Source organism: Solwaraspora sp. WMMD1047, from assembly GCF_029626155.1.
In the GTDB taxonomy this organism is placed as follows: domain Bacteria; phylum Actinomycetota; class Actinomycetes; order Mycobacteriales; family Micromonosporaceae; genus WMMD1047.
This window is the reverse complement of the sequence record NZ_JARUBL010000001.1, coordinates 4,786,603-4,805,656: the sequence shown is the minus strand read 5'-3', so window position 1 is coordinate 4,805,656 and position 19,054 is coordinate 4,786,603. Positions and strand designations below refer to the sequence as shown.

Below are 19,054 nucleotides of genomic sequence, written 5' to 3'. Positions count from 1 at the left end.
CCGTCAGTTTCCGGTGGTGTGACCGGTGATGGTGCCGACCCGGGCCAGCGACGCGTGTGCCGCCGCCACGATCCGGTCCGGAGTGAAACCGAACTGCTCGAACAGCACGGTGTGCGGGGCGCTCGCCCCGTAGTGCTCCAGGCTGACGCACTCGCCGGCGTCGCCCACCAGGTCCCGCCAGGACATCGCGATGCCGGCCTCGACGCTGACCCGGGCCTTGACGCCGCGCGGCAGCACCGATTCGCGGTACGAGTCGTCCTGGGCGCGGAACCACTCCTGGCAGGGCATCGAGACGACCCGGGTCGGGGTGCCTGACTCCTCCAGCCGATCCCGGGCGGCCAGGCAGAGCTGCACCTCCGAGCCGGTGCCGATCAGGATCACCTGGGGCTGGCCGGGGGTGGACGCCTCGGCCAGGATGTAGCCGCCCCGGGCCACCCCGTCGGCCGGGGCCAGCGCCTCGCGGTCCAGCACCGGCAGCGGCTGCCGGCTCAGCGCCAGCGCGGTCGGCCGGTCGGTGTGCTCCATCGCCAATCGCCATGCCCAGGCGGTCTCGTTGGCGTCGGCCGGCCGGACCACGTCCAGACCGGGGATGGCCCGCAACGCGGAGAGGTGCTCGACCGGCTGGTGGGTGGGTCCGTCCTCGCCCAGGCCGATCGAGTCGTGCGTCCAGACGTAGGTCACCGGCAGCGCCATCAGCGCGGCCAGCCGCACCGAGGGGCGCATGTAGTCGCTGAAGACCAGGAAGGTGCCGCCGTACGGGCGGGTTCCGCCGTGCAGCGCGATGCCGTTGAGGATCGCGCCCATCGCGTGTTCCCGGATGCCGAAGTGCAGGGTGCGGCCGTACGGGTGGCCGGGGAAGTCCTTGGTGGCGTGCTCGGCCGGCACGAACGACGGCTCGCCCTTCATCGTGGTGTTGTTGCTCTCGGCCAGGTCGGCCGAGCCGCCCCACAGCTCCGGCAGCACCGGCGCGAGCGCCTCCAGCACCTTGCCGGAGGCGGCCCGGGTGGCGATCCCCTTCGGGTCGGCCGGCCAGCTCGGCAGCGCGTCGGTCCAGCCGGCCGGCAGCTGGCGCTGGGCGAGCCGGTCGTGCAGCGCCTTGCGCTCCGGGTTCGCCTTCGCCCACGCCTCGTACGCGGTGGTCCAGTCGGCGTGCAGGCGCCGGCCCCGCTCCAGCACCTCGCGGGCGTGCATCAGCACCTTGTCGTCGACGGCGAAGTGCTGGGCCGGGTCGAAGCCGAGCAGCTTCTTGGTGGCCGCCACCTCGTCGGCGCCGAGCGCCGAGCCGTGGATCTTGCCGGTGTTCTGCTTGTTCGGTGCCGGCCAGCCGATGATGGTGCGCAGGGCGATGAACGACGGGCGGCCGGTCTCGGCCCGCGCGGCCAGCAGCGCGGTGTGCAGCGCCTCGATGTCCTCGCGGTACTCGCCCTGGTCGGCGTCGCCTTTTCGCCAATCCACGGTCTGTACGTGCCAGCCGTAGGCCGCGTACCGGGCGGCGACGTCCTCGCTCTTGGCGATCCGGGTGTCGTCCTCGATCGAGATCTCGTTGTCGTCGTAGATCAGGGTCAGGTTGCCGAGCTGCTGGTGACCGGCGAGCGCGCTGGCCTCGTGGCTGATCCCCTCCTCGATGTCGCCGTCCGAGGCGATGCACCAGATCTGGTGGTCGAAGACCGACCGGCCGGGCTTGGCGTCCGGGTCGAGCAGGCCGCGCTCCCGGCGGGCCGCCATCGCCATCCCGACCGCGTTGCCCAGGCCCTGGCCGAGCGGCCCGGTGGTGGTCTCCACCCCGGGGGTGTGGCCGTGCTCGGGGTGGCCCGGGGTCTGCGAGCCCCACTGCCGCAGCGACTGCAGGTCGGCCAGGGAGAGCGGATAGCCGGAGAGGAAGAGCTGCACGTACAGGGTCAGGCTGGAGTGCCCGGCCGACAGCACGAAGCGGTCCCGACCCGGCCAGTCCGGCGCGGTCGGGTCGTGCCTCATCACGCGGTTGAACAGCAGGTACGCCGCTGGCGCCAGGCTCATCGCCGTACCCGGATGGCCGTTGCCGGATTTCTCCACGGCGTCCATGGCCAGGACCCGGGCGGTGTCGATTGCCCGGCGGTCGAGGTCGGACCAGTTCAGCGAGTCGTGCTCGGATCGGTTGGCAGCCACGATGGTGTGCTCCTCGGCGGATCGGCGGAACCCTCACTGATGACCCTATCGAGCGGTCCTAAACGTACGCGGACGGATCCTCCGCATGCCATTGCGGACGTACGGATGATCAGTTCCGTTCAACCGTCACGGGGTGTGACCGGTCGCACCCTTGCCGGCCCGCCCGGGCAGCGCAGATCACGCCGCGTAGGCTGTCGTCGGCGCCGTGACCGGTCCGAGGGTCGTGCGCCTGGTCTCCTGCGTCGACGCCGGAAGGTGGCAATCCGTGAGCATGATCACCGACCGTCCCGGCGCCAGCGGGTCGCTGCCGGCCGGGCCGGACGCCACGGTGCCGCCGCCGGCGGGGCCTGATGCCTCGGTGCCGGCCCATCGGGCGGCGGGGGACGTCGGCGCGGTGCTGCGGGCCTACCTGTCGTTGACCAAGCCGCGGATCGTCGAGCTGCTGTTGGTCACCACGGTGCCGACGATGATGGTGGCGGCCGGCGGGCTGCCGTCGTTCGGTCTGGTCCTGGTGGTGCTCGTCGGCGGTTCGCTGGCCGCCGGTGCGGCGAACGCGCTGAACTGCTACATCGACCGGGACATCGACCAGTTGATGCGCCGGACCCGGCGCCGTCCGCTGCCGGCCCACACCGTGGCGCCGCGCAGCGCGCTGCTGTTCGGTCTGGTCCTCGGCGCGATCTCGCTGGCGCTGATGGCGGCGTTCACGAACTGGCTCGCCACCGGGCTGACCCTGGCGGCGATCGTCTACTACGACGTGGTCTACACGATGTGGCTCAAGCGGAGCACGCCGCAGAACACCTTCTGGGGCGGCATCTGCGGGTCCGCGCCGGTGCTGATCGGCTGGGCCGCGGTGACCGGCGGCCTGTCGCCGTTGGCCTGGGCGCTGTTCGCGGTGGTCTTCTTCTGGCAGCTGCCGCATTTCTACGCGTTGGCCATCAAGTACAAGGACGACTATGCGCGGGCCGCCATCCCGATGCTTCCGGTGGTCGCCTCGCCGCGCCGGGTCAACCTGGAGATCGTGCTCTTCTCCTGGCTGACCGTGGGCGCGTCGCTGCTGGTCTGGCCGCTGGGGATGAGCGCCATCTACGGGGTCACGGCCGTGGTGGTCGGGGCGATCTTCGTGCTGGAGGCGCACCGGCTGCGGGCGCGGGCCGGCCGGGGCGAGCCGGTGCAGCCGATGCGGCTGTTCCACTGGTCGACCACCTACCTGACGATCCTGTTCCTCGCCGTCGCGCTCGACGCGCTTGTCTGATACATGCCTGTAGATCCGTTTCGTCGCTCTTCGAGGTAGATCCGAGCGTCGAAAGCGCACTGTGCGTTGTCCAACTGTCCGTCCGATTTGGGACTTAATGTCTGGTTAGCATAGGGGTCTATAACGCGAAATTTGGACCTGAAACGCCTGTGGTTCCCCTTAAACACCCAGGTAATTGGCATCACAAATTGTCGACACTTGACCGTGTCGACCAGGCATCCATGCCTAGAGTGCGCGTTATGGCAGATGGTTCCGATACGACGCTGACGGCCGAGCAGACCGTGGTCACCGAGGCCCCGAGCGAGCTGGTCGCCGGCATCAAGTCGTTCGCCGCCGGGCACGGGGGCGCGAAGGCGGTCATCGAGTACGTCGGCAAGCGGGGGGCGCGGATCGTTCTCGTCGGGGGGGACGGTGCGTGGGGCGACCAGTTCGCGGACGGTACGGACGTCGCGCGGCTGGCCTGCTCCCTGGCGGGGGTTGATGTGGAGAACGAATGGGAGCGCGAGCTGATGGACCAGATGCGCCCGAGCAACGACCTCTGGCGGTCGATGGCCCGGCGCACGATGGCCCGTTGAGCATTGTCAGTTGACCACGTAGCGGCCCGGGAGGAATCCCGGGCCGCTCTCATCACCTGCGCCACGCTGCCCGACCTCGACGACGACGACCGGCTGCTGCTCGCGCCGCTGGCCGCCCTCGGCGTCGCCGCCGAGCCGGTGGTCTGGGACGCCCCCGACGTCGACTGGTCCGCCTTCGGGCTGGCCGTGCTCCGCTCGCCCTGGGACTACACCGGCCGCCGCGACGAGTTCGTGGCCTGGGCCGGAACCGTTCCCCAGCTGGCCAACCCCGCCGACGTCGTCGAGTGGAACACCGACAAGCGGTACCTCGCCGGCCTGGCCGAGGCCGGCCGGGCGGTGGTGCCGACCAGCTGGCTCACGCCGGCCGACCGCTGGGACCCGCCGACCGACGGCGAGTACGTCATCAAGCCCACGATCGGGGCCGGCAGCGTCGACATCGGCCGCTACCAGCTCACCGACCCGGAGCACCGCTGGCTCGCCGCCGCCCACGTCGACCGGCTGCTGGCGGCCGGTCGCCCGGTCATGGTGCAGCCCTACCTGCCGGCCGTGGACAGCGTCGGGGAGACCGCGCTGCTCTTCTTCGCCGGCCCGGACGGGCTGGAGTTCAGCCACGCCATCCGCAAGGACGCGATGCTCACCGGCCCCGACGACGGCACACCCGGTCTCTACCGGCCGGAGCGGATCACCGCGCGCACCCCGGAACTGGAGCAGGTGGCCGTCGCCCGGCGGGCGCTCGCGGCCGTGCCCGGCGGCCCCGACCGGCTGCTCTACGCCCGGGTCGACCTGATCCCCGGGTCGGACGGGCTACCGCTGGTCAGTGAGCTGGAGCTGACCGAGCCGTCCCTCTTCCTGGGGTACGCCCCCGGCGCGCCGCAGCGGTTCGCCGAGGCCATCGCCGCACGCCTGCGGACCCACGCCGGCTGACCACCGGCGCCGTCCCGGGCGCTGCCCCCGGCCGCCGCGCCGCGGACCGGCTGCGTCGCCCGGTCCGTGCCGCCAGTCAGCCGAGGACGGCGACGGGCGGGTGGCCGGCCTGGCCGGTCTCGCCGGCGGGCGCCGGTGCGCTCCCGGCATCGGGAGCGACTCCGGCATCCGGGTCGCGGTGCCGCGGGGTGCGGACCCGGGTGGCGTAGAGGGCGTGCAGGACGGCCAGCAGGACCAGGCAGGAGCCGACCATGTGCGCGCCCACGGCGAGCACCGGCAGCCCGGTCAGGGCCTGGACGAACCCGATCAGCCCCTGCGCCAGCTCGACGACGATCAGCACCCCGGCGGCCCGGACGGCGGCCGGCGGGGCACCCACCGCGCGCAGCGCGTACCAGAGGCCGACCGAGAGCCCCACCAGCAGGAAGACCGAGTCGGCGTGCAGCTGGGAGATGGTCTCCGGATCCAGCCCGTTGCGGGCCGCGCCGTGGTCCCCGGCGTGCGGGCCGCTGCCGGTGACGAAGGTGCCGAGCACCAGCACCACGGCGCTGACCGCCGTGATCAGCCAGGCCAGGGCGCGGGCCGGGCCGGGCACCACCAGCCGGACCGGCCCGTCCGGCTCCCCGGTGCGGCGCCAGAACGCGTACGCCGCCGCGATGACCACCATCGAGGCCAGGAAGTGCAGGCCGACCACCCACGGGTTGAGGTTGGTCAGCACGGTGATCCCGCCGATGATCGCCTGCAGCGGGATGCCGAACAGCACGGCGCCGGCGAGCAGCACCAGCGGCCGTCGGCGCGGCCGCTGCAGCAGCGCGGCGACCAGCCCGGCCAGCGCGATCGCGCCGACCGCGAAGGTGAGCAGCCGGTTGCCGAACTCGATCGCCCCGTAGATGCCCATCTCCGGGGTGTTCCGGTACGACTCCTCGGTGCACCGGGGCCAGGTGGGGCAGCCCAGCCCGGAGCCGGTCAACCGGACCGCCCCGCCGGTGCCGACGATGAGCACGTTCGCCACCACGGAGGCGAGCGCCACCCGGCGTAGGACGGTTTCACTCGAAAATCGGCCGAATCGGCTCACGGCCGTCATGGTACGGGTAGACACGATCACAACGGTCGGTCCGGTCGCTGACCGGTGGTCCGGATCACCAGGGCGGCGGTTTGCGGGCGGCCCGGGAAATACGTAACGTGGGCGTAGTGAAAAACATGGCAGTGCTCTCCGAGCCTGACCCGGTGACCGGTCCGGTCGCCGGTGTCGCCATGTCCGCGCCGGCTCACGACGGGCGGACCCGGGACCGGGTCACCCAACTGCTGCTGGCCCACGGCTCGGCGACCGCCGCCGAGCTCGGCGCGGCGCTGGGCCTGAGCCCGGCCGCGATCCGCCGGCACCTCGACGCGATGCTCGCCGACGGCGACGTGGTCTCCCGGGAGCGCTCGGCCCGCGGGCACCGCGGCCGCGGCCGGCCGGCCCGGGTCTTCCTGCTCACCGACTCGGCCCGCGGCCGGTGCGGTACCCACACCTACGACGGGATGGCCACCGCCGCGCTGCGCTGGATTCACCGGCGGGGCGGCGAGCACGAGGTCGCCGAGTTCGCGGCCGAGCAGGTGGCCGCCCTGGAGGCCCGGTGCCGCGAGGCGATGGAGGGCGCCGGCGACGAGCCGATGGCCCGCGCCGAGGCTCTTGCCGGCGCGCTCACCGCCGAAGGCTACGCTGCCAACGCGTCCACGATCGCCTCCGGCGGGCAGCTCTGCCAGCACCACTGCCCGGTGGCGCACGTGGCCGCCGAGTTTCCCCAGCTGTGCGAGGCCGAGACCGCGGTCATCTCCCGCCTGATCGGCACCCACGTGCAGCGCCTGGCCACCATCGCGCACGGCGACGGGGTGTGCACCACGCACATCCCGGCGCAGGCCGCGCGTTCCGGTAAGACAGTCACCACTGTGAGGACAGATAGATGACCGAGCAGATCGTCCAGCCCGTCACCCAGGAGGAGCACCTCGCCGCCCTGGGGCGCTACGAGTACGGCTGGGCCGACCGCGACGTTGCCGGTGCGGCCGCCCAGCGCGGCCTCAACGAGGCGGTGGTCCGCGACATCTCGGCCAAGAAGAACGAGCCGGCCTGGATGCTCGACCTGCGGCTGAAGGGCCTGCGGCTGTTCGGGCGCAAGCCGATGCCGGCCTGGGGTGCCGACCTCACCGGGATCGACTTCGACAACATCAAGTACTTCGTCCGCTCCACCGAGAAGCAGGCCGCCAGCTGGGAGGACCTGCCCGAGGAGATCAGGAACACCTACGACCGGCTGGGCATCCCGGAGGCCGAGAAGCAGCGCCTGATCGCCGGCGTGGCCGCGCAGTACGAGTCCGAGGTCGTCTACCACAAGATCCGCGAGGATCTTGAGGAGCAGGGCGTGCTCTTCCTGGACACGGACACCGCGCTCAAGGAGCACGAGGAGATCTTCAAGGAGTACTTCGGCACGGTGATCCCGGTCGGCGACAACAAGTTCGCCGCCCTGAACACCTCCGTCTGGTCCGGCGGCTCGTTCATCTACGTGCCGAAGGGCGTGCACGTGGAGATCCCGCTGCAGGCGTACTTCCGGATCAACACCGAGAACATGGGCCAGTTCGAGCGGACGTTGATCATCGTCGACGAGGGCGCCTACGTGCACTACGTCGAGGGCTGCACCGCGCCGATCTACTCCTCCGACTCGCTGCACAGCGCGGTCGTGGAGATCGTCGTCAAGAAGAACGCCCGGTGCCGGTACACCACCATCCAGAACTGGTCGAACAACGTCTACAACCTGGTCACCAAGCGGGCGGTCTGCCACGAGGGCGGGACCATGGAGTGGATCGACGGCAACATCGGCTCCAAGGTGACCATGAAGTACCCGGCGGTCTACATGACCGGCGAGCACGCCAAGGGCGAGGTGCTCTCGGTGGCGATGGCCGGCGAGGGGCAGCACCAGGACGCCGGCGCCAAGATGGTGCACGCCGCGCCGCACACCTCCAGCACGATCGTGTCGAAGTCGATCGCCCGGGGCGGCGGTCGCACCTCGTACCGGGGTCTGATCCAGGTCCTGGAGGGTTCGCACCACAGCCGCTCCACGGTCAAGTGCGACGCGCTGCTGGTCGACACCATCTCCCGGTCGGACACCTACCCGTACGTCGACATCCGCGAGGACGACGTGTCGATGGGGCACGAGGCGACCGTCTCCAAGGTCAGCGACGACCAGCTCTTCTACCTGATGAGCCGGGGCCTGAGCGAGGACGAGGCGATGGCGATGATCGTGCGGGGCTTCATCGAGCCGATCGCCAAGGAACTGCCGATGGAGTACGCCCTGGAGCTGAACCGGCTGATCGAGCTGCAGATGGAGGGCGCGGTCGGCTGACCGCCGACCTGCCCCGGTTGCCGCCCCGCGAGACGAAGACCAAGGAAGAGATGACCACACAGGCTTTCGCGCCGCCCACGACCAAGTCCCAGGCGCTGCGCTCGTACCACGTCGCCGACTTCCCGGCCCTCACCGGCCTGGAGGAGGAGTGGCGGTTCACCCCGCTCAAGCGGTTGCGGGAGCTGACCGCCGACACCCCGGTCGGGGACGGCCCGGGGGTACGGCACGACGTCGACGCGCTGCCCGACGGGGTCAGCCTGACCCGGATCGGCCGCGACGACCCGCGGCTCGGCGGCGTGCTCACGCCGTTCGACCGGATCAGCGCGCTGGCCCACGGGGCGGCGGCCGACGCGACGCTTCTCGCGGTGGCGCCGGAGACCCGCCCGGAGCACCCGGTCTCCGTGCGGGTGGTCGGGCTCGGCGCCGGGGCGCCGTCGTACGGGCACACCTACCTCGAGGTGGGCCGGTTCGCCGAGGTCACCCTGGTGCTGGAGCAGACCGGTCCGGTCACCCTCGCCGACAACGTCGAGGTGGCGGTTGCCGACGGCGCGCGGCTCACCCTGGTCACGGTCGCCGACTGGGCGCCCGACGCGGTCCAGGCCCAGCACCTGAAGATCCGGCTCGGCCGGGACGCGAAGGTCAGCCACGTCCAGGTGACCCTCGGCGGGGACCTGGTCCGGCAGTACACGAGCGTCGAGTACACCGGCCGCGGTGGCGAGGCCGAGCTGTACGGGCTCTACTTCGCCGACGCCGGCCAGCACCTGGAGCACCGCCAGCTGGTGGACCACTCGGTGCCGGACTGCCGCAGCTACGTCGGCTACCGGGGCGCCCTGCAGGGCGACAACGCGCACACCGTCTGGGTCGGCGACGTGGTGATCCGGGCCGAGGCGACCGGCACCGACACCTACGAGATCAATCGGAACCTGCTGCTGACCGACGGCGCGCGGGCCGACTCGGTGCCGAACCTGGAGATCGAGACCGGCGAGGTGGCCGGCGCCGGCCACGCCAGCGCGACCGGTCGCTTCGACGACGAGCAGCTCTTCTACCTGATGGCCCGGGGCATCCCGGAGTCCGAGGCGCGCCGGCTGGTGGTCCGCGGCTTCTTCGCCGAAATGATCAACAAGATCCCGGTCGAGGAGCTGCGCGAGCGGCTCGGCTCGGCGATCGAGGCGCGACTCGCGGCCAGCGAGGCGGGCGCGGCCGGCACCGGGAAGGCGGCGGCCTGATGGTCCGGATCTGCGGCACCGACGACGTGCCGAAGGGCGGCGTGGTGCGGGCCGAGGTCGCCGGCGTCGAGATCGCCGTCGTGCACGCCGACGACGGCGCCTTCTACGCCATCCGCGACGAGTGTTCACACGCCGCGATCGCGCTCTCCGAGGGCGAGGTGGACGGCTGCACCATCGAGTGCTGGCTGCACGGCTCCCGCTTCGACCTGCGGACCGGCGAGCCCACCGGGCTGCCCGCCACCGAGCCCGTACCGGTCTATCCCGTCGAGGTCCGCGACGGCGACATCCATCTTTCCGTTGACACCGACGGCCGCCCGATGCCGAGTAATGGAGTAACCGCACCATGAGCGTTCTGGAGATTCGTGACCTGCAGGTGTCGGTCAGGCTGCCCGAGGGGGAGCTCAAGCCGATCCTGGCCGGGGTCGACCTGACCGTGCGGGCGGGCGAGACGCACGCCATCATGGGGCCGAACGGCTCGGGCAAGTCGACGCTTGCCTACTCGGTCGCCGGCCACCCGAAGTACGAGATCACCGGCGGCTCGGTGACCCTGGACGACCAGGACGTGCTGGCGATGACCGTGGACGAGCGGGCTCGCGCCGGCCTCTTCCTGGCCATGCAGTACCCGGTCGAGGTGCCCGGCGTCTCGGTGGCCAACTTCCTGCGGACCGCCAAGACCGCGGTCGACGGCGCGGCGCCGAAGCTGCGTACCTGGGCCGGTGAGCTGCGCGGGGCGATGGAGCGGCTGCAGATGGACCCGGCGTTCGCGCAGCGCAACGTCAACGAGGGCTTCTCCGGCGGCGAGAAGAAGCGGCACGAGATCGTGCAGCTGGAGCTGCTCAAGCCGAAGGTGGCGATCCTCGACGAGACCGACTCCGGGCTGGACATCGACGCCCTGCGGGTGGTCAGCGAGGGCGTCAACCGGGTCCGCGCCACCGGCGAGACCGGCCTGCTGCTGATCACCCACTACACCCGGATCCTGCGCTACATCAAGCCGGACTTCGTGCACGTCTTCGTCGGCGGCCGGATCGTCGAGGAGGGCGGCCCGGAGCTGGCCGACAAGCTGGAGGCCGAGGGGTACGAGCGGTACGCCGCCGGGGCCCGGGCCTGAGACCGGGAGCACCGATGACGACCATCGCGATCCCGCAGGGCATGCCGCAGTACGACGACGTGCCCCGGTTCGACGTGCAGCGGGTGCGCGCCGACTTCCCGATCCTGGACCGCGAGGTCAACGGTCACCCGATGGTCTACCTGGACAGCGCCGCCACCTCGCAGAAGCCGCGCCAGGTGCTCGACGCGCTGCGCGAACACTACGAGCGGCACAACGGCAACGTGTCCCGCTCGGTGCACACCGTCGGCACCGAGGCGACCGAGGCGTACGAGGGGGCGCGGGCGAAGGTGGCGGCCTTCATCAACGCGCCCAGCCCGGACGGGGTCGTCTTCACGAAGAACTCCACCGAGGCGATAAACCTGGTCGCGTACGGCTTCTCGAACGCCTCGGCGGGCGCGGCGGCCGACCCCCGGTTCCGGCTCGGCCCCGGTGACGAGGTGGTGATCTCCGAGATGGAGCACCACTCGAACATCGTGCCGTGGCAGTTGCTCTGCGAGCGGACCGGCGCCACGCTGCGCTGGTTCGGCCTGACCGAGGCCGGCCGGCTCGACGAGTCCAACCTCGACGAGCTGGTGAACGAGCGGACGAAGCTGGTCTCGCTCGTGCACATGTCCAACATCCTCGGCACCGTGAACGCCACCGCCCGGATCACCGCCCGGGTCCGCGAGGTGGGGGCGCTGCTGCTGCTGGACTGCTCGCAGTCGGTGCCGCACCTGCCGGTCGACGTGGTCGATCTGGACGCGGACTTCGTCGTCTTCACCGGGCACAAGATGTGCGGCCCGACCGGCATCGGCGTGCTCTGGGGACGGACCGAGCTGCTGGCCGGGATGCCGCCGGTGCTCGGCGGCGGTTCGATGATCGAGACGGTCACCATGGCCGGGTCGACGTTCGCCCCGGTGCCGGCCCGGTTCGAGGCGGGCACCCCGCCGATCGCCGAGGCGGTCGGGCTCGGCGCGGCCGTGGACTACCTCACCGGCCTGGACATGCGGGCGGTGCAGTGGCACGAGAAGGAGCTGACCGCGTACGCGTTGGACGCGCTGGCGACCGTGCCGGGGTTGCGGATCTTCGGGCCGACCACCCCGGTCGGCCGGGGCGGCACGATCTCCTTCGCGCTCGGTGACATCCATCCGCACGACGTCGGCCAGGTGCTCGACTCGGTGGGGGTCCAGGTCCGGGTCGGTCACCACTGCGCCCGACCGGTCTGCGTCCGGTACGGCGTACCGGCGACCACCCGCGCCTCGTTCTACCTGTACACCACCACCGGTGAGGTCGACGCGCTGGTGCGCGGCCTGGAACAGGCGCGGAAGGTGTTCAGCTGATGGAGATCGAATCCCTCTACCAGGAGATCATCCTGGATCACTACAAGCATCCACACGGGCGCGGCCTGCGCGAGCCGGCCGGCGCCGGGTGCAAGGTCGCCGAGGCGCACCACGTCAACCCGACCTGCGGGGACGAGGTGACGGTCCGGGTGGCCGTCGACGCCGGCCGGCTGGCCGACGTCTCGTACGACGGGCTGGGCTGCTCGATCAGCCAGGCGTCGGCGAGCGTGCTGCACGAACTGCTGACGGGCCGGCGGGCCGGTGACGCGGCCCGGGTGCACGCCGCGTTCGTCGAGTTGATGTCCGGGCGTGGTCAGGTGACGCCGGACGAGGATCTGCTGGGTGACGGGGTGGCGTTCGCGGGGGTGGCCCGCTACCCGGCCCGGGTCAAGTGTGCGCTGCTGCCGTGGATGGCGTTCAAGGACGCCGCGGCACGCGCCGGGGTGGACGTGAGTCCGGAGGTGAAGGCATGAGTTCCGAGGAGACCGCAACCGCTTCGACCGGTGGCCGGGCCGCGGTGGCCGACATCGAGGAGGCGATGAAGGACGTCGTCGACCCCGAGCTGGGCATCAACGTGGTGGACCTGGGCCTGGTGTACGGCGTGCATGTCGATGACGCCAACGTGGCGACGCTCGACATGACGCTCACCTCGGCGGCCTGTCCGCTGACCGACGTGATCGAGGACCAGGCCCGGCAGGCGCTGACCACCGGACCCGGTGGCGGGCTGGTCGACGACATCCGGATCAACTGGGTCTGGCTGCCGCCGTGGGGCCCGGACAAGATCACCGACGAGGGCCGGGACCAGCTCCGCGCCCTCGGTTTCAACGTCTGACGCCGGCGTCACCACCTGCCCGCCGCTGGCGGGCTCGGCCGGTTCGGCCGGCGTGGCGGCGGTCCCGGTGTACGGCCGGTCCGGCCGGCGCGGGGTCCACCCGCGCCGACCGGTCCGAGGGACGCAGTGTTCAGAGGCTGAGGGTCCAGCTGTTCAGGTATCCGGTGTCCAGGGACGCGGCGTCCTGGACGCGCAGCTTCCAGGTGCCGTTGGCCACCTCGCTGGAGAGGTTGACGGGGTAGGTCTGGTCGATGTTGTCCTGGCTGCTGCCGGTCCGGTTGTGCAGGGTGTAGACGGAGCCGTCCGGTGCCACCAGCGACACCACCAGGTCACCGATCCAGGTGTGCACGATGTGCACCTCCACGGTGCTGGCCGCCCTGGCGTTCCCGGCGCAGCCGGAGATGGTCAGGCTGCTCTCCACCGTGGTCAGGTCGACGATCGGCAGGTCGGTGCCGTTGGTCTGCTGGCAGCCGGGTGGACCGTTGACGGTCAGTGCGTACGAGGTGGTCTGGGTGGTCACCGTGCCGGTTCCGGTGATCGTCAGTGGGTAGCTGCCGGGCGCCGCGGTGGCGGTGCTGGTCAGGGTGAGGGTGGCCGAGCCGCCGGAGGTGACGGTGGCCGGGCTGAAGCTCGCCGAGACGCCCGCCGGTAGGCCGCTCACCGAGAGGGTGACCGGCTGCGCCGCACCGACCGTCGTGCTGGTGCTCACCGTGGCGGTGAGTGTGCCGCCGGGGTCGACGGAGCCGCTGGCCGGGGTGACCGCCATGGCGAAGTCCTGGGTGGGTGGCACGATGTCGCCGGTGTAGAGCAGCCGGTTCGGCGACCCGGTACCGGGGTTGCCGACCGCGTTCGCGGTGGCCTGGTTGACGAGCAGGTCGCGGATCTGCTGCGGGGTGTAGCCCGGGTTGGCGGCCAGTGCCAGGGCGGCCGCGCCGGTGACGTGCGGGGCGGCCATCGAGGTGCCGTTGATGGTGTTGGTGGCGCTGTCCCCGCCGATCCAGGCCGAGGTGATGCCGCTGCCCGGGGCGAAGATGTCCAGGCAGGTGCCGACGTTGGAGTAGCTGGCCCGGGCGTCGGTCGAGGTGGTGGCGCCGACGGTGATCGCCGCCGGCAGGCTGGCCGGGGAGTAGTTGCAGGCGTTGGCGCCGTAGTTGCCGGCGGCGATGCCGTAGGTGATGCCGTCCGCGATGGAGCGGGCGACGGCGTCGTTGACGGCCTGGTCGAAGCCGCCCCCGAGGCTCATGTTCGCCACCGCCAACTCACCCGGATCGTGGTCGGCGGTCACCCAGTCGATCCCGGCGATGACCTGCGCGTACGTGCCGTTGCCGCTGTTGTTGAGGACCCGGACGCCGACCAGGGTGACGTTCTTGGCCACGCCGTACGCGGTGCCGCCGACCGTGCCGGCGACGTGGGTGCCGTGCCCGTTGCCGTCGTCGGCGCTGCCGCCGTCGATGGCGTCGAAGCCGCTCACCGCGCGGCCGCCGAAGTCGTTGTGCGAGAACCGGATGCCGGTGTCGATGATGTACGCCCGCACCCCGGTGGCGGTGTTCGGGTAGTTGAAGGTGTTGTTCAGCGGCAGGGCCCGCTGGTCGATCCGGTCCAGGCCCCAGGAGGGGGTGGGGGTCTGGGTGCCGGCGATCGAGACCGTGTGGTTCTGCTGCACGTACTTGACGGCGGGTTCGGCGGCGAGCCGTTTGGCGGCCTTCTCGGTCAGCCGGGCCTCGAAGCCGCGTAGCGCGTCCCGGTAGGTCCGGGCGACGGTGCCGCCGTGCCTGCTGGCCAGCCTGCGGGCGCTGCCGGCGACCGCGTCGCGGGTCACCTTGGCGTCGGAGAAGACCACGATGTACGAGCCGCTTACCGCTGTCGCGCCGCCGGCGCGCAGGATCTGCCCGGTCGGCGGTTCGGCGTTCGCCGGGGCGGCGAACGCCACGGCGGTGACCGCCGCGGTGGCCACGAGTCCGAAGCGCCAGGGGCGCCGGGTGGGCCGGAGGTGTGTCATCGCTCCAGCCTCCTTTCGGGGGTTTCGGTCGCGTGCTTGTGACACGACGGCCGAGGGTGGGGGAGCTGAATGACACAGATGCTAGGCCCAAATCAGATAGATGTTGAGAGATATGATTATCGCTCACGTTCCCGTATTCTGTTTCTTTTGGGCGGCTCTATGAAATTGTGCCCAGCCCTTTTGTTGCCGGATTGTTTCGCTGCACCCCCGCGGCTGGGCGGCTAAACCGGTGGCGGTCGGCCCGCAGCCGGCGGCACGATGCGCCAATGACCGAGCCGTCCGCCGCCTTCCTCGCCGGCCTGCTCGCCGGTTACGGTGTCGCCATTCCGGTGGGCGCGATCGCCATCCTCATCATGGGCCTGGCGGCCCGTACGTCATTTCGGGTCGGCGCCGCCGCGGCCCTCGGGGTGGCCACCGCGGACGGCCTCTACGCGGTGCTCGCGGTCGCCGGCGGCGCCGCGCTGGCCGGCGTCGTCGAACCGGCGGCCGGCCCACTGCGGCGGATCGCCGCGGTGGTACTGCTCGGGCTGGCCGTCTGGACCGTCGTCGGTGCCTGGCGGCGGCACCGCGACCCGGCCACCCCGGCCCGCTCCGCCGCCGGCCTGGACCGGCCGGGCCGGGCGTTCGCCGGGCTCACCGCGCTCACCCTGCTCAACCCGATGACAATCGTCTACTTCGCGGCCCTCGTCATCGGGCGCCAGTCCGCGGGCCGACCCGGCCCGGCGGGCGCGGCCCTCTTCGCGGCCGGCGCCTTTCTCGCCTCGGCGAGCTGGCAACTGCTGATCGCCGGCGGCGGCCGGCTGGTCGGCCGGCTGCTCGCCGGTCCCCGCGGCCGGCTCGGCACCGCGCTGGCGTCCAGCGCGCTGATCGCGGTCCTCGCGGTACACCTGCTGCTGGGCTGAGCCCCTCAGTGGGCGTACACCCGCAGCTCCCACAACGAGAAGCCGTACGACGTGGCCCGGGTCAGGCCCTGCATCCGCAGGTAGCGGGCCGGGGTGGCCGGGAACGTGACGTTGTCGGTGCCGCCGTCGCCGGCGGTGGTGGACCAGACCGGCCGCCAGCCGACCCCGTCGGTGGAGACCTCCACCCGGTAGGACCGGGCGTACGCCGCCTCCCAGGTCAGCACCGCCCGACCGACCGGCCGGACCGTGCCGAGATCGACGGTGAGTGACTGGTTGTCCGACCAGGAACTCGCCCACCGCGTGCCGAGGTCACCGTCCACCGCCCGGGCGGCGCCGTTGCCGAGCTGGCTGCTGGAGGCGGTGACCGGCCGGCCGGCGGCCAGGTTGGTCAGGTCGTCGCCGCGGGCCGCCGGGAACGAGACCACCTGCTGGTAGGTGGGGCGGTTCTGCCAGGCGATGGTGGCGTGCCGGATACCGCCGAGCGGGGACTGCACGATGGCGTCGGCGCACCACTGGTCGCCGGCCGCGCAGGTGTCGTCGCCCGGATAGACCTGGCTCGCCGGCGTCGCCACCGCCGCGCGCAGCGTGTCGAGCAGAACCTGCCGGCAGCCGGCCAGCTCGCCGCCGCCGCAGAACGTCCGGCCGAGGCCGCCCCGGACCGGGTCGCCGAGCACCGCGCGCAGATCCTTGTCCACGTACCCCCACCAGCCGTACTGGAACGACGATCCCTTGTGCGCCTGCGCCTCGTTCGCCGAACTCGGCAGGTTCGACACGTCGCCGCGCTGGTGCCCGGACGGCGACTCGTTGATCTGCAGGGCGTTCACCAGCGCCTGGTACAGGTCGGCACCGAGCGGCGCCTTGAACATCCCCGCGACCAGCAGCGGCCACCAGGCGTCGAACACCCGGATCGCCTCGGAGTGCTGGTAGACCTTCGAACCCCGGGCGGTCTCCACCCGCAGCGCGCCGGCCTGCCGCCACGCCGTCAGCCGGGCCACCGTGGCGGCCAGCTCGGCGTCGCCGACCGGCTGGCTCGCCAGCACCCGGATCAGCTCGTCGAGCACCTCGACGCCGCGCAGATCGGTCAGGCCGGCCCGCTGCACCAGCGCGGTCAGCGAGGCCCGGTCGAACTTCTGCCCGGCCGCCAGCGCGGTCCGCAGCGGCCGGTCCAGCAGGTCGCCGCGGTGCACCGCGCCGAAGCTGAAGTTGCCGTCGGCCGCCCCGAAGTCCCGGGCCGCCTTGTTGTTCCAGCTCACGTAGTAGTCCTGGTCCACCGACCGGGGGTGGCTGGCCAGCGGGGCGTAACTCGCGGTGTTCGTCGCCGGGTCAAAACCCTGCCACTCGTACGCCGGCTCGGCCCGCATCGGCAGGTTCGGATCCGCGCCCGCGGCCCGGACCGGGTTGAGCCCGGAGTTGAAGTACGCCGACTCGGTCGAGTTGACGTAGAACCAGTTGAACGCGTACTCGACGTTCGCCGCCGAGGCGACGAAGTCCGCCGCCGAGCCCATCGCCGCCGGGTCGTTGAACAGCTGGAAGCCGATCGCCGAGTCGGCCTCGTGCCGGTAGGTGGACCGGAGCTGGGTGAAGGCGTGCGGGCGGCCGGCCACCGTCGCCCGCCAGCCGACCAGACCGAGGTTGGTCCGCCAGGCCACCATCCGGTACGACCCGGCGGCGGTGCCGTCGGCCACCGTCGGCCGCCAGCGGTTGACGTGCGACAGCTCCTCCATCGCCAGGCACTGGCCCCGGTACAGGTACCGGTTGCTGGCCAGCGTCGGGGCGCTGCCGTCGGTGGTGCAGAGCGGCACGGCGTAGGTGTCGGTGATGTCGTGGATGGACGAGGTCGCGCTCCACGCGTAGTCCTGGCCGCGACCGAGCAGCACGTAGAGGTTGAGCCCGGCGAACGCGGCGCCCCGGGCGCTGATCCCCGGCCCCTGCAGCTCCTGGACCATCAGCAGCTGCGGGGAGAAGTACCCGGTCTGCGGTCCGAAGACCGCGATCGGGTGGCCGGTCGCGGAGTGCGCGGCCGAGACGACCGCCGCGTTCGACATGCCCCGGCTGGCCGGGGTGACGGTGAGCCCGGACAACGCCGCGGCCAGCTCCGAGGGTCCACCGGCGGCGCTGGTGGCCGAGCCGGTCTGGTCGGTGACCACCGGTTCCACCCGGGCCGTTCCGGCGTCCGGCAGCACCACGCTCGCCGCGTCCGGCGGGGCCGCGCCGTACGGGAAACTCTGCCCGTCGTGCAGGGTGAGCACCGCCTCCGGGTCGTTCTCGGCGCGGAACCCGGCCCAGACCCGGTCGCCCTCGGCGGTGCCGTACTTCGCCCGGGCGGCGATCCGCACCAGCGCGGACTGCATCTCGGTGCCGCCCCCGCCGCCGAACAGGCCACCGACCACGCCGGCGATGGCGATCAGGTCGGTCAGCTGGAACTCCTCCGGCCCGCCGGCGTTCGTGATCGCGTCCAGGTGACCGGTCAGCACGTACTCGCCGGGGCAGTTCCGGTTCGCCATGCAGGTGCGGATGTAGGCGTTGACGCCGGCGATGTACTCCTGCACGTCGGCGTAGAGCTGCTGGCCGCGCGCCCCCTGGTCGCGCAGCGCCGCCACCTGGGCCTGCAGGTCGGCCTCGGTGTACGGCGAGGTCCGCCAGACGCTCTGCTCCAGCGCCCGGTTGCCGGGCGCTCCGCCGGCGAACGGGGTGAGCGTGCCCCGGCCGACGTGCCGCAGCAGGTCCATCGTGAACAGCCGGTCCTCGGCGCCGGCGTAGCCGGCCCCGTACATGGTGCCGGCCCGGGTGGTGCCGGTGATGTGCGGTGTCCCGGTGGCCCGGTCCCGCACGATCCGCACGTCCGACCGGGGCGAGTAGTCGCGCTCGGCCTGGCCGGGCAACACCCCGAAGGAGGCGTCGTTGAAGAACGTGTCGAGCTGGTCGGGGCGCAGGCCGGCGTAGCCGTAGACGAGGTCGGCGTAGCGGCCGAGCTGGTCGCCGGAGTGCCGGGGCAGGGTGCCGAACGCCTGGTTGGCGAGGACCTCGACCAGGGTGGCGTTGCCGTTCTGGCCGGGCGGCAGGATGTCCGAGCACTCGCCCAGGCAGTAGTCGTTCGCGGCGAAGGCACTCGGGGTGAGGGCGTTCACGGCCGGTGCCGCCGCCGGGCCGGCCGGGGTCGCCGGCTGCGGCGCGGCGGCGGCTGGTCCGGCGACGACGGCGGGGGAGCCGATCAGGAGGGCGGCCACGCAGAGGCCGGCGATGCGGGGGTGGGCCATGGCGATCCTCCGGGGGCGGTGGAGATCGGCGGGCATCCGATTACATGAGGAGTATTCGGATACTGGATGGTAACCGCCGGCCACCGGACATGGAAAGACTCAGCTGTCTCGATCCGCCGGCGGCCCTGCGGCCAACGGATA

General features: G+C 71.9%; 16 protein-coding genes. 12 read left to right on the top strand and 4 right to left on the bottom strand.

The window, feature by feature from the left end; translation table 11 throughout:
- Positions 1-3 precede the first annotated feature (3 nt).
- The gene (tkt, locus tag O7627_RS21790; RefSeq protein ID WP_278095350.1) at positions 4-2,145 is read right to left on the bottom strand and encodes a transketolase; all 2,142 of its coding nucleotides are present in this window, start codon (positions 2,143-2,145) and stop codon (positions 4-6) included.
- Between the two features lie 265 nt (positions 2,146-2,410).
- Here tkt and O7627_RS21785 point away from each other — a divergent pair, with 265 nt between their 5' ends.
- The 3 genes from O7627_RS21785 to O7627_RS21775 all read left to right on the top strand — a co-directional run bounded on the left by O7627_RS21785 (position 2,411) and on the right by O7627_RS21775 (position 4,896).
- On the top strand, positions 2,411-3,397 hold the full coding sequence (locus tag O7627_RS21785; RefSeq protein WP_278095349.1) for a heme o synthase: 987 nt from the start codon (positions 2,411-2,413) through the stop codon (positions 3,395-3,397).
- A gap of 239 nt (positions 3,398-3,636) precedes the next feature.
- Positions 3,637-3,972, top strand: coding sequence for a hypothetical protein (locus O7627_RS21780; protein ID WP_278095348.1), 336 nt, complete (start codon positions 3,637-3,639; stop codon positions 3,970-3,972).
- A 3-nt stretch (positions 3,973-3,975) separates the two neighbouring features.
- Positions 3,976-4,896, top strand: a complete 921-nt coding sequence (locus tag O7627_RS21775; protein WP_278095347.1) for a hypothetical protein — start codon at positions 3,976-3,978, stop codon at positions 4,894-4,896.
- 76 nt (positions 4,897-4,972) lie between these two features.
- On the opposite strand, the gene O7627_RS21770 is transcribed toward O7627_RS21775, so the two are convergent.
- Entirely contained in the window at positions 4,973-5,977 is a 1,005-nt protein-coding gene (locus O7627_RS21770; protein ID WP_278098371.1) for a COX15/CtaA family protein, read from the bottom strand.
- 170 nt (positions 5,978-6,147) lie between these two features.
- On the opposite strand from O7627_RS21770, the gene O7627_RS21765 reads away from it, so the two are divergent.
- The 8 genes from O7627_RS21765 to O7627_RS21730 are packed head-to-tail and all read left to right on the top strand — an operon-like array spanning position 6,148 to position 12,755.
- The gene (locus O7627_RS21765; protein WP_278098370.1) at positions 6,148-6,843 is read left to right on the top strand and encodes an HTH domain-containing protein; all 696 of its coding nucleotides are present in this window, start codon (positions 6,148-6,150) and stop codon (positions 6,841-6,843) included.
- Positions 6,840-8,270 (top strand): Fe-S cluster assembly protein SufB, encoded by a 1,431-nt coding sequence (gene sufB, locus O7627_RS21760; RefSeq protein ID WP_278095346.1) that lies wholly within the window; start codon positions 6,840-6,842, stop codon positions 8,268-8,270. Before O7627_RS21765 ends, sufB begins: the two co-directional genes overlap by 4 nt.
- Before the next feature lie 50 nt (positions 8,271-8,320).
- Positions 8,321-9,496 (top strand): Fe-S cluster assembly protein SufD, encoded by a 1,176-nt coding sequence (gene sufD / locus O7627_RS21755; RefSeq protein WP_278095345.1) that lies wholly within the window; start codon positions 8,321-8,323, stop codon positions 9,494-9,496.
- Positions 9,496-9,843: a non-heme iron oxygenase ferredoxin subunit gene (locus tag O7627_RS21750; RefSeq protein ID WP_278095344.1), complete on the top strand. Its 348-nt coding sequence runs from the start codon at positions 9,496-9,498 to the stop codon at positions 9,841-9,843. Before sufD ends, O7627_RS21750 begins: the two co-directional genes overlap by 1 nt.
- Positions 9,840-10,604 (top strand): Fe-S cluster assembly ATPase SufC, encoded by a 765-nt coding sequence (gene sufC, locus O7627_RS21745; protein ID WP_278095343.1) that lies wholly within the window; start codon positions 9,840-9,842, stop codon positions 10,602-10,604. The genes O7627_RS21750 and sufC overlap by 4 nt, the downstream gene beginning before the upstream one ends.
- A gap of 14 nt (positions 10,605-10,618) precedes the next feature.
- Positions 10,619-11,923 (top strand): cysteine desulfurase, encoded by a 1,305-nt coding sequence (locus tag O7627_RS21740; protein WP_278095342.1) that lies wholly within the window; start codon positions 10,619-10,621, stop codon positions 11,921-11,923.
- Positions 11,923-12,396 (top strand): Fe-S cluster assembly sulfur transfer protein SufU, encoded by a 474-nt coding sequence (gene sufU, locus O7627_RS21735; RefSeq protein WP_278095341.1) that lies wholly within the window; start codon positions 11,923-11,925, stop codon positions 12,394-12,396. Before O7627_RS21740 ends, sufU begins: the two co-directional genes overlap by 1 nt.
- Positions 12,393-12,755, top strand: coding sequence for a metal-sulfur cluster assembly factor (locus O7627_RS21730; protein WP_278095340.1), 363 nt, complete (start codon positions 12,393-12,395; stop codon positions 12,753-12,755). The genes sufU and O7627_RS21730 overlap by 4 nt, the downstream gene beginning before the upstream one ends.
- A gap of 130 nt (positions 12,756-12,885) precedes the next feature.
- Here O7627_RS21730 and O7627_RS21725 read toward each other — a convergent pair whose 3' ends face one another.
- Entirely contained in the window at positions 12,886-14,754 is a 1,869-nt protein-coding gene (locus tag O7627_RS21725; protein ID WP_278095339.1) for a S8 family peptidase, read from the bottom strand.
- 266 nt (positions 14,755-15,020) lie between these two features.
- On the opposite strand from O7627_RS21725, the gene O7627_RS21720 reads away from it, so the two are divergent.
- A complete protein-coding gene (locus tag O7627_RS21720; RefSeq protein ID WP_278095338.1) occupies positions 15,021-15,656 on the top strand; it encodes a LysE family transporter in 636 nt (211 codons plus the stop codon).
- Between the two features lie 5 nt (positions 15,657-15,661).
- Here O7627_RS21720 and O7627_RS21715 read toward each other — a convergent pair whose 3' ends face one another.
- Positions 15,662-18,913, bottom strand: coding sequence for a penicillin acylase family protein (locus tag O7627_RS21715; protein ID WP_278095337.1), 3,252 nt, complete (start codon positions 18,911-18,913; stop codon positions 15,662-15,664).
- Between the last annotated feature and the right edge of the window lie 141 nt (positions 18,914-19,054).

Coding starts and splice junctions, on each gene's coding strand:
- O7627_RS21765 (WP_278098370.1), top strand. CDS start 6,148: ATGTCCGCGCCGGCTCACGACGGGCGGACCCGGGACCGGGTCACCCAA.
- O7627_RS21715 (WP_278095337.1), bottom strand. CDS start 18,913: ATGGCCCACCCCCGCATCGCCGGCCTCTGCGTGGCCGCCCTCCTGATC.
- O7627_RS21720 (WP_278095338.1), top strand. CDS start 15,021: ATGACCGAGCCGTCCGCCGCCTTCCTCGCCGGCCTGCTCGCCGGTTAC.
- sufC (WP_278095343.1), top strand. CDS start 9,840: ATGAGCGTTCTGGAGATTCGTGACCTGCAGGTGTCGGTCAGGCTGCCC.
- sufU (WP_278095341.1), top strand. CDS start 11,923: ATGGAGATCGAATCCCTCTACCAGGAGATCATCCTGGATCACTACAAG.
- O7627_RS21730 (WP_278095340.1), top strand. CDS start 12,393: ATGAGTTCCGAGGAGACCGCAACCGCTTCGACCGGTGGCCGGGCCGCG.
- O7627_RS21725 (WP_278095339.1), bottom strand. CDS start 14,754: ATGACACACCTCCGGCCCACCCGGCGCCCCTGGCGCTTCGGACTCGTG.
- O7627_RS21780 (WP_278095348.1), top strand. CDS start 3,637: ATGGCAGATGGTTCCGATACGACGCTGACGGCCGAGCAGACCGTGGTC.
- sufD (WP_278095345.1), top strand. CDS start 8,321: ATGACCACACAGGCTTTCGCGCCGCCCACGACCAAGTCCCAGGCGCTG.
- O7627_RS21740 (WP_278095342.1), top strand. CDS start 10,619: ATGACGACCATCGCGATCCCGCAGGGCATGCCGCAGTACGACGACGTG.
- O7627_RS21750 (WP_278095344.1), top strand. CDS start 9,496: ATGGTCCGGATCTGCGGCACCGACGACGTGCCGAAGGGCGGCGTGGTG.
- O7627_RS21770 (WP_278098371.1), bottom strand. CDS start 5,977: ATGACGGCCGTGAGCCGATTCGGCCGATTTTCGAGTGAAACCGTCCTA.
- sufB (WP_278095346.1), top strand. CDS start 6,840: ATGACCGAGCAGATCGTCCAGCCCGTCACCCAGGAGGAGCACCTCGCC.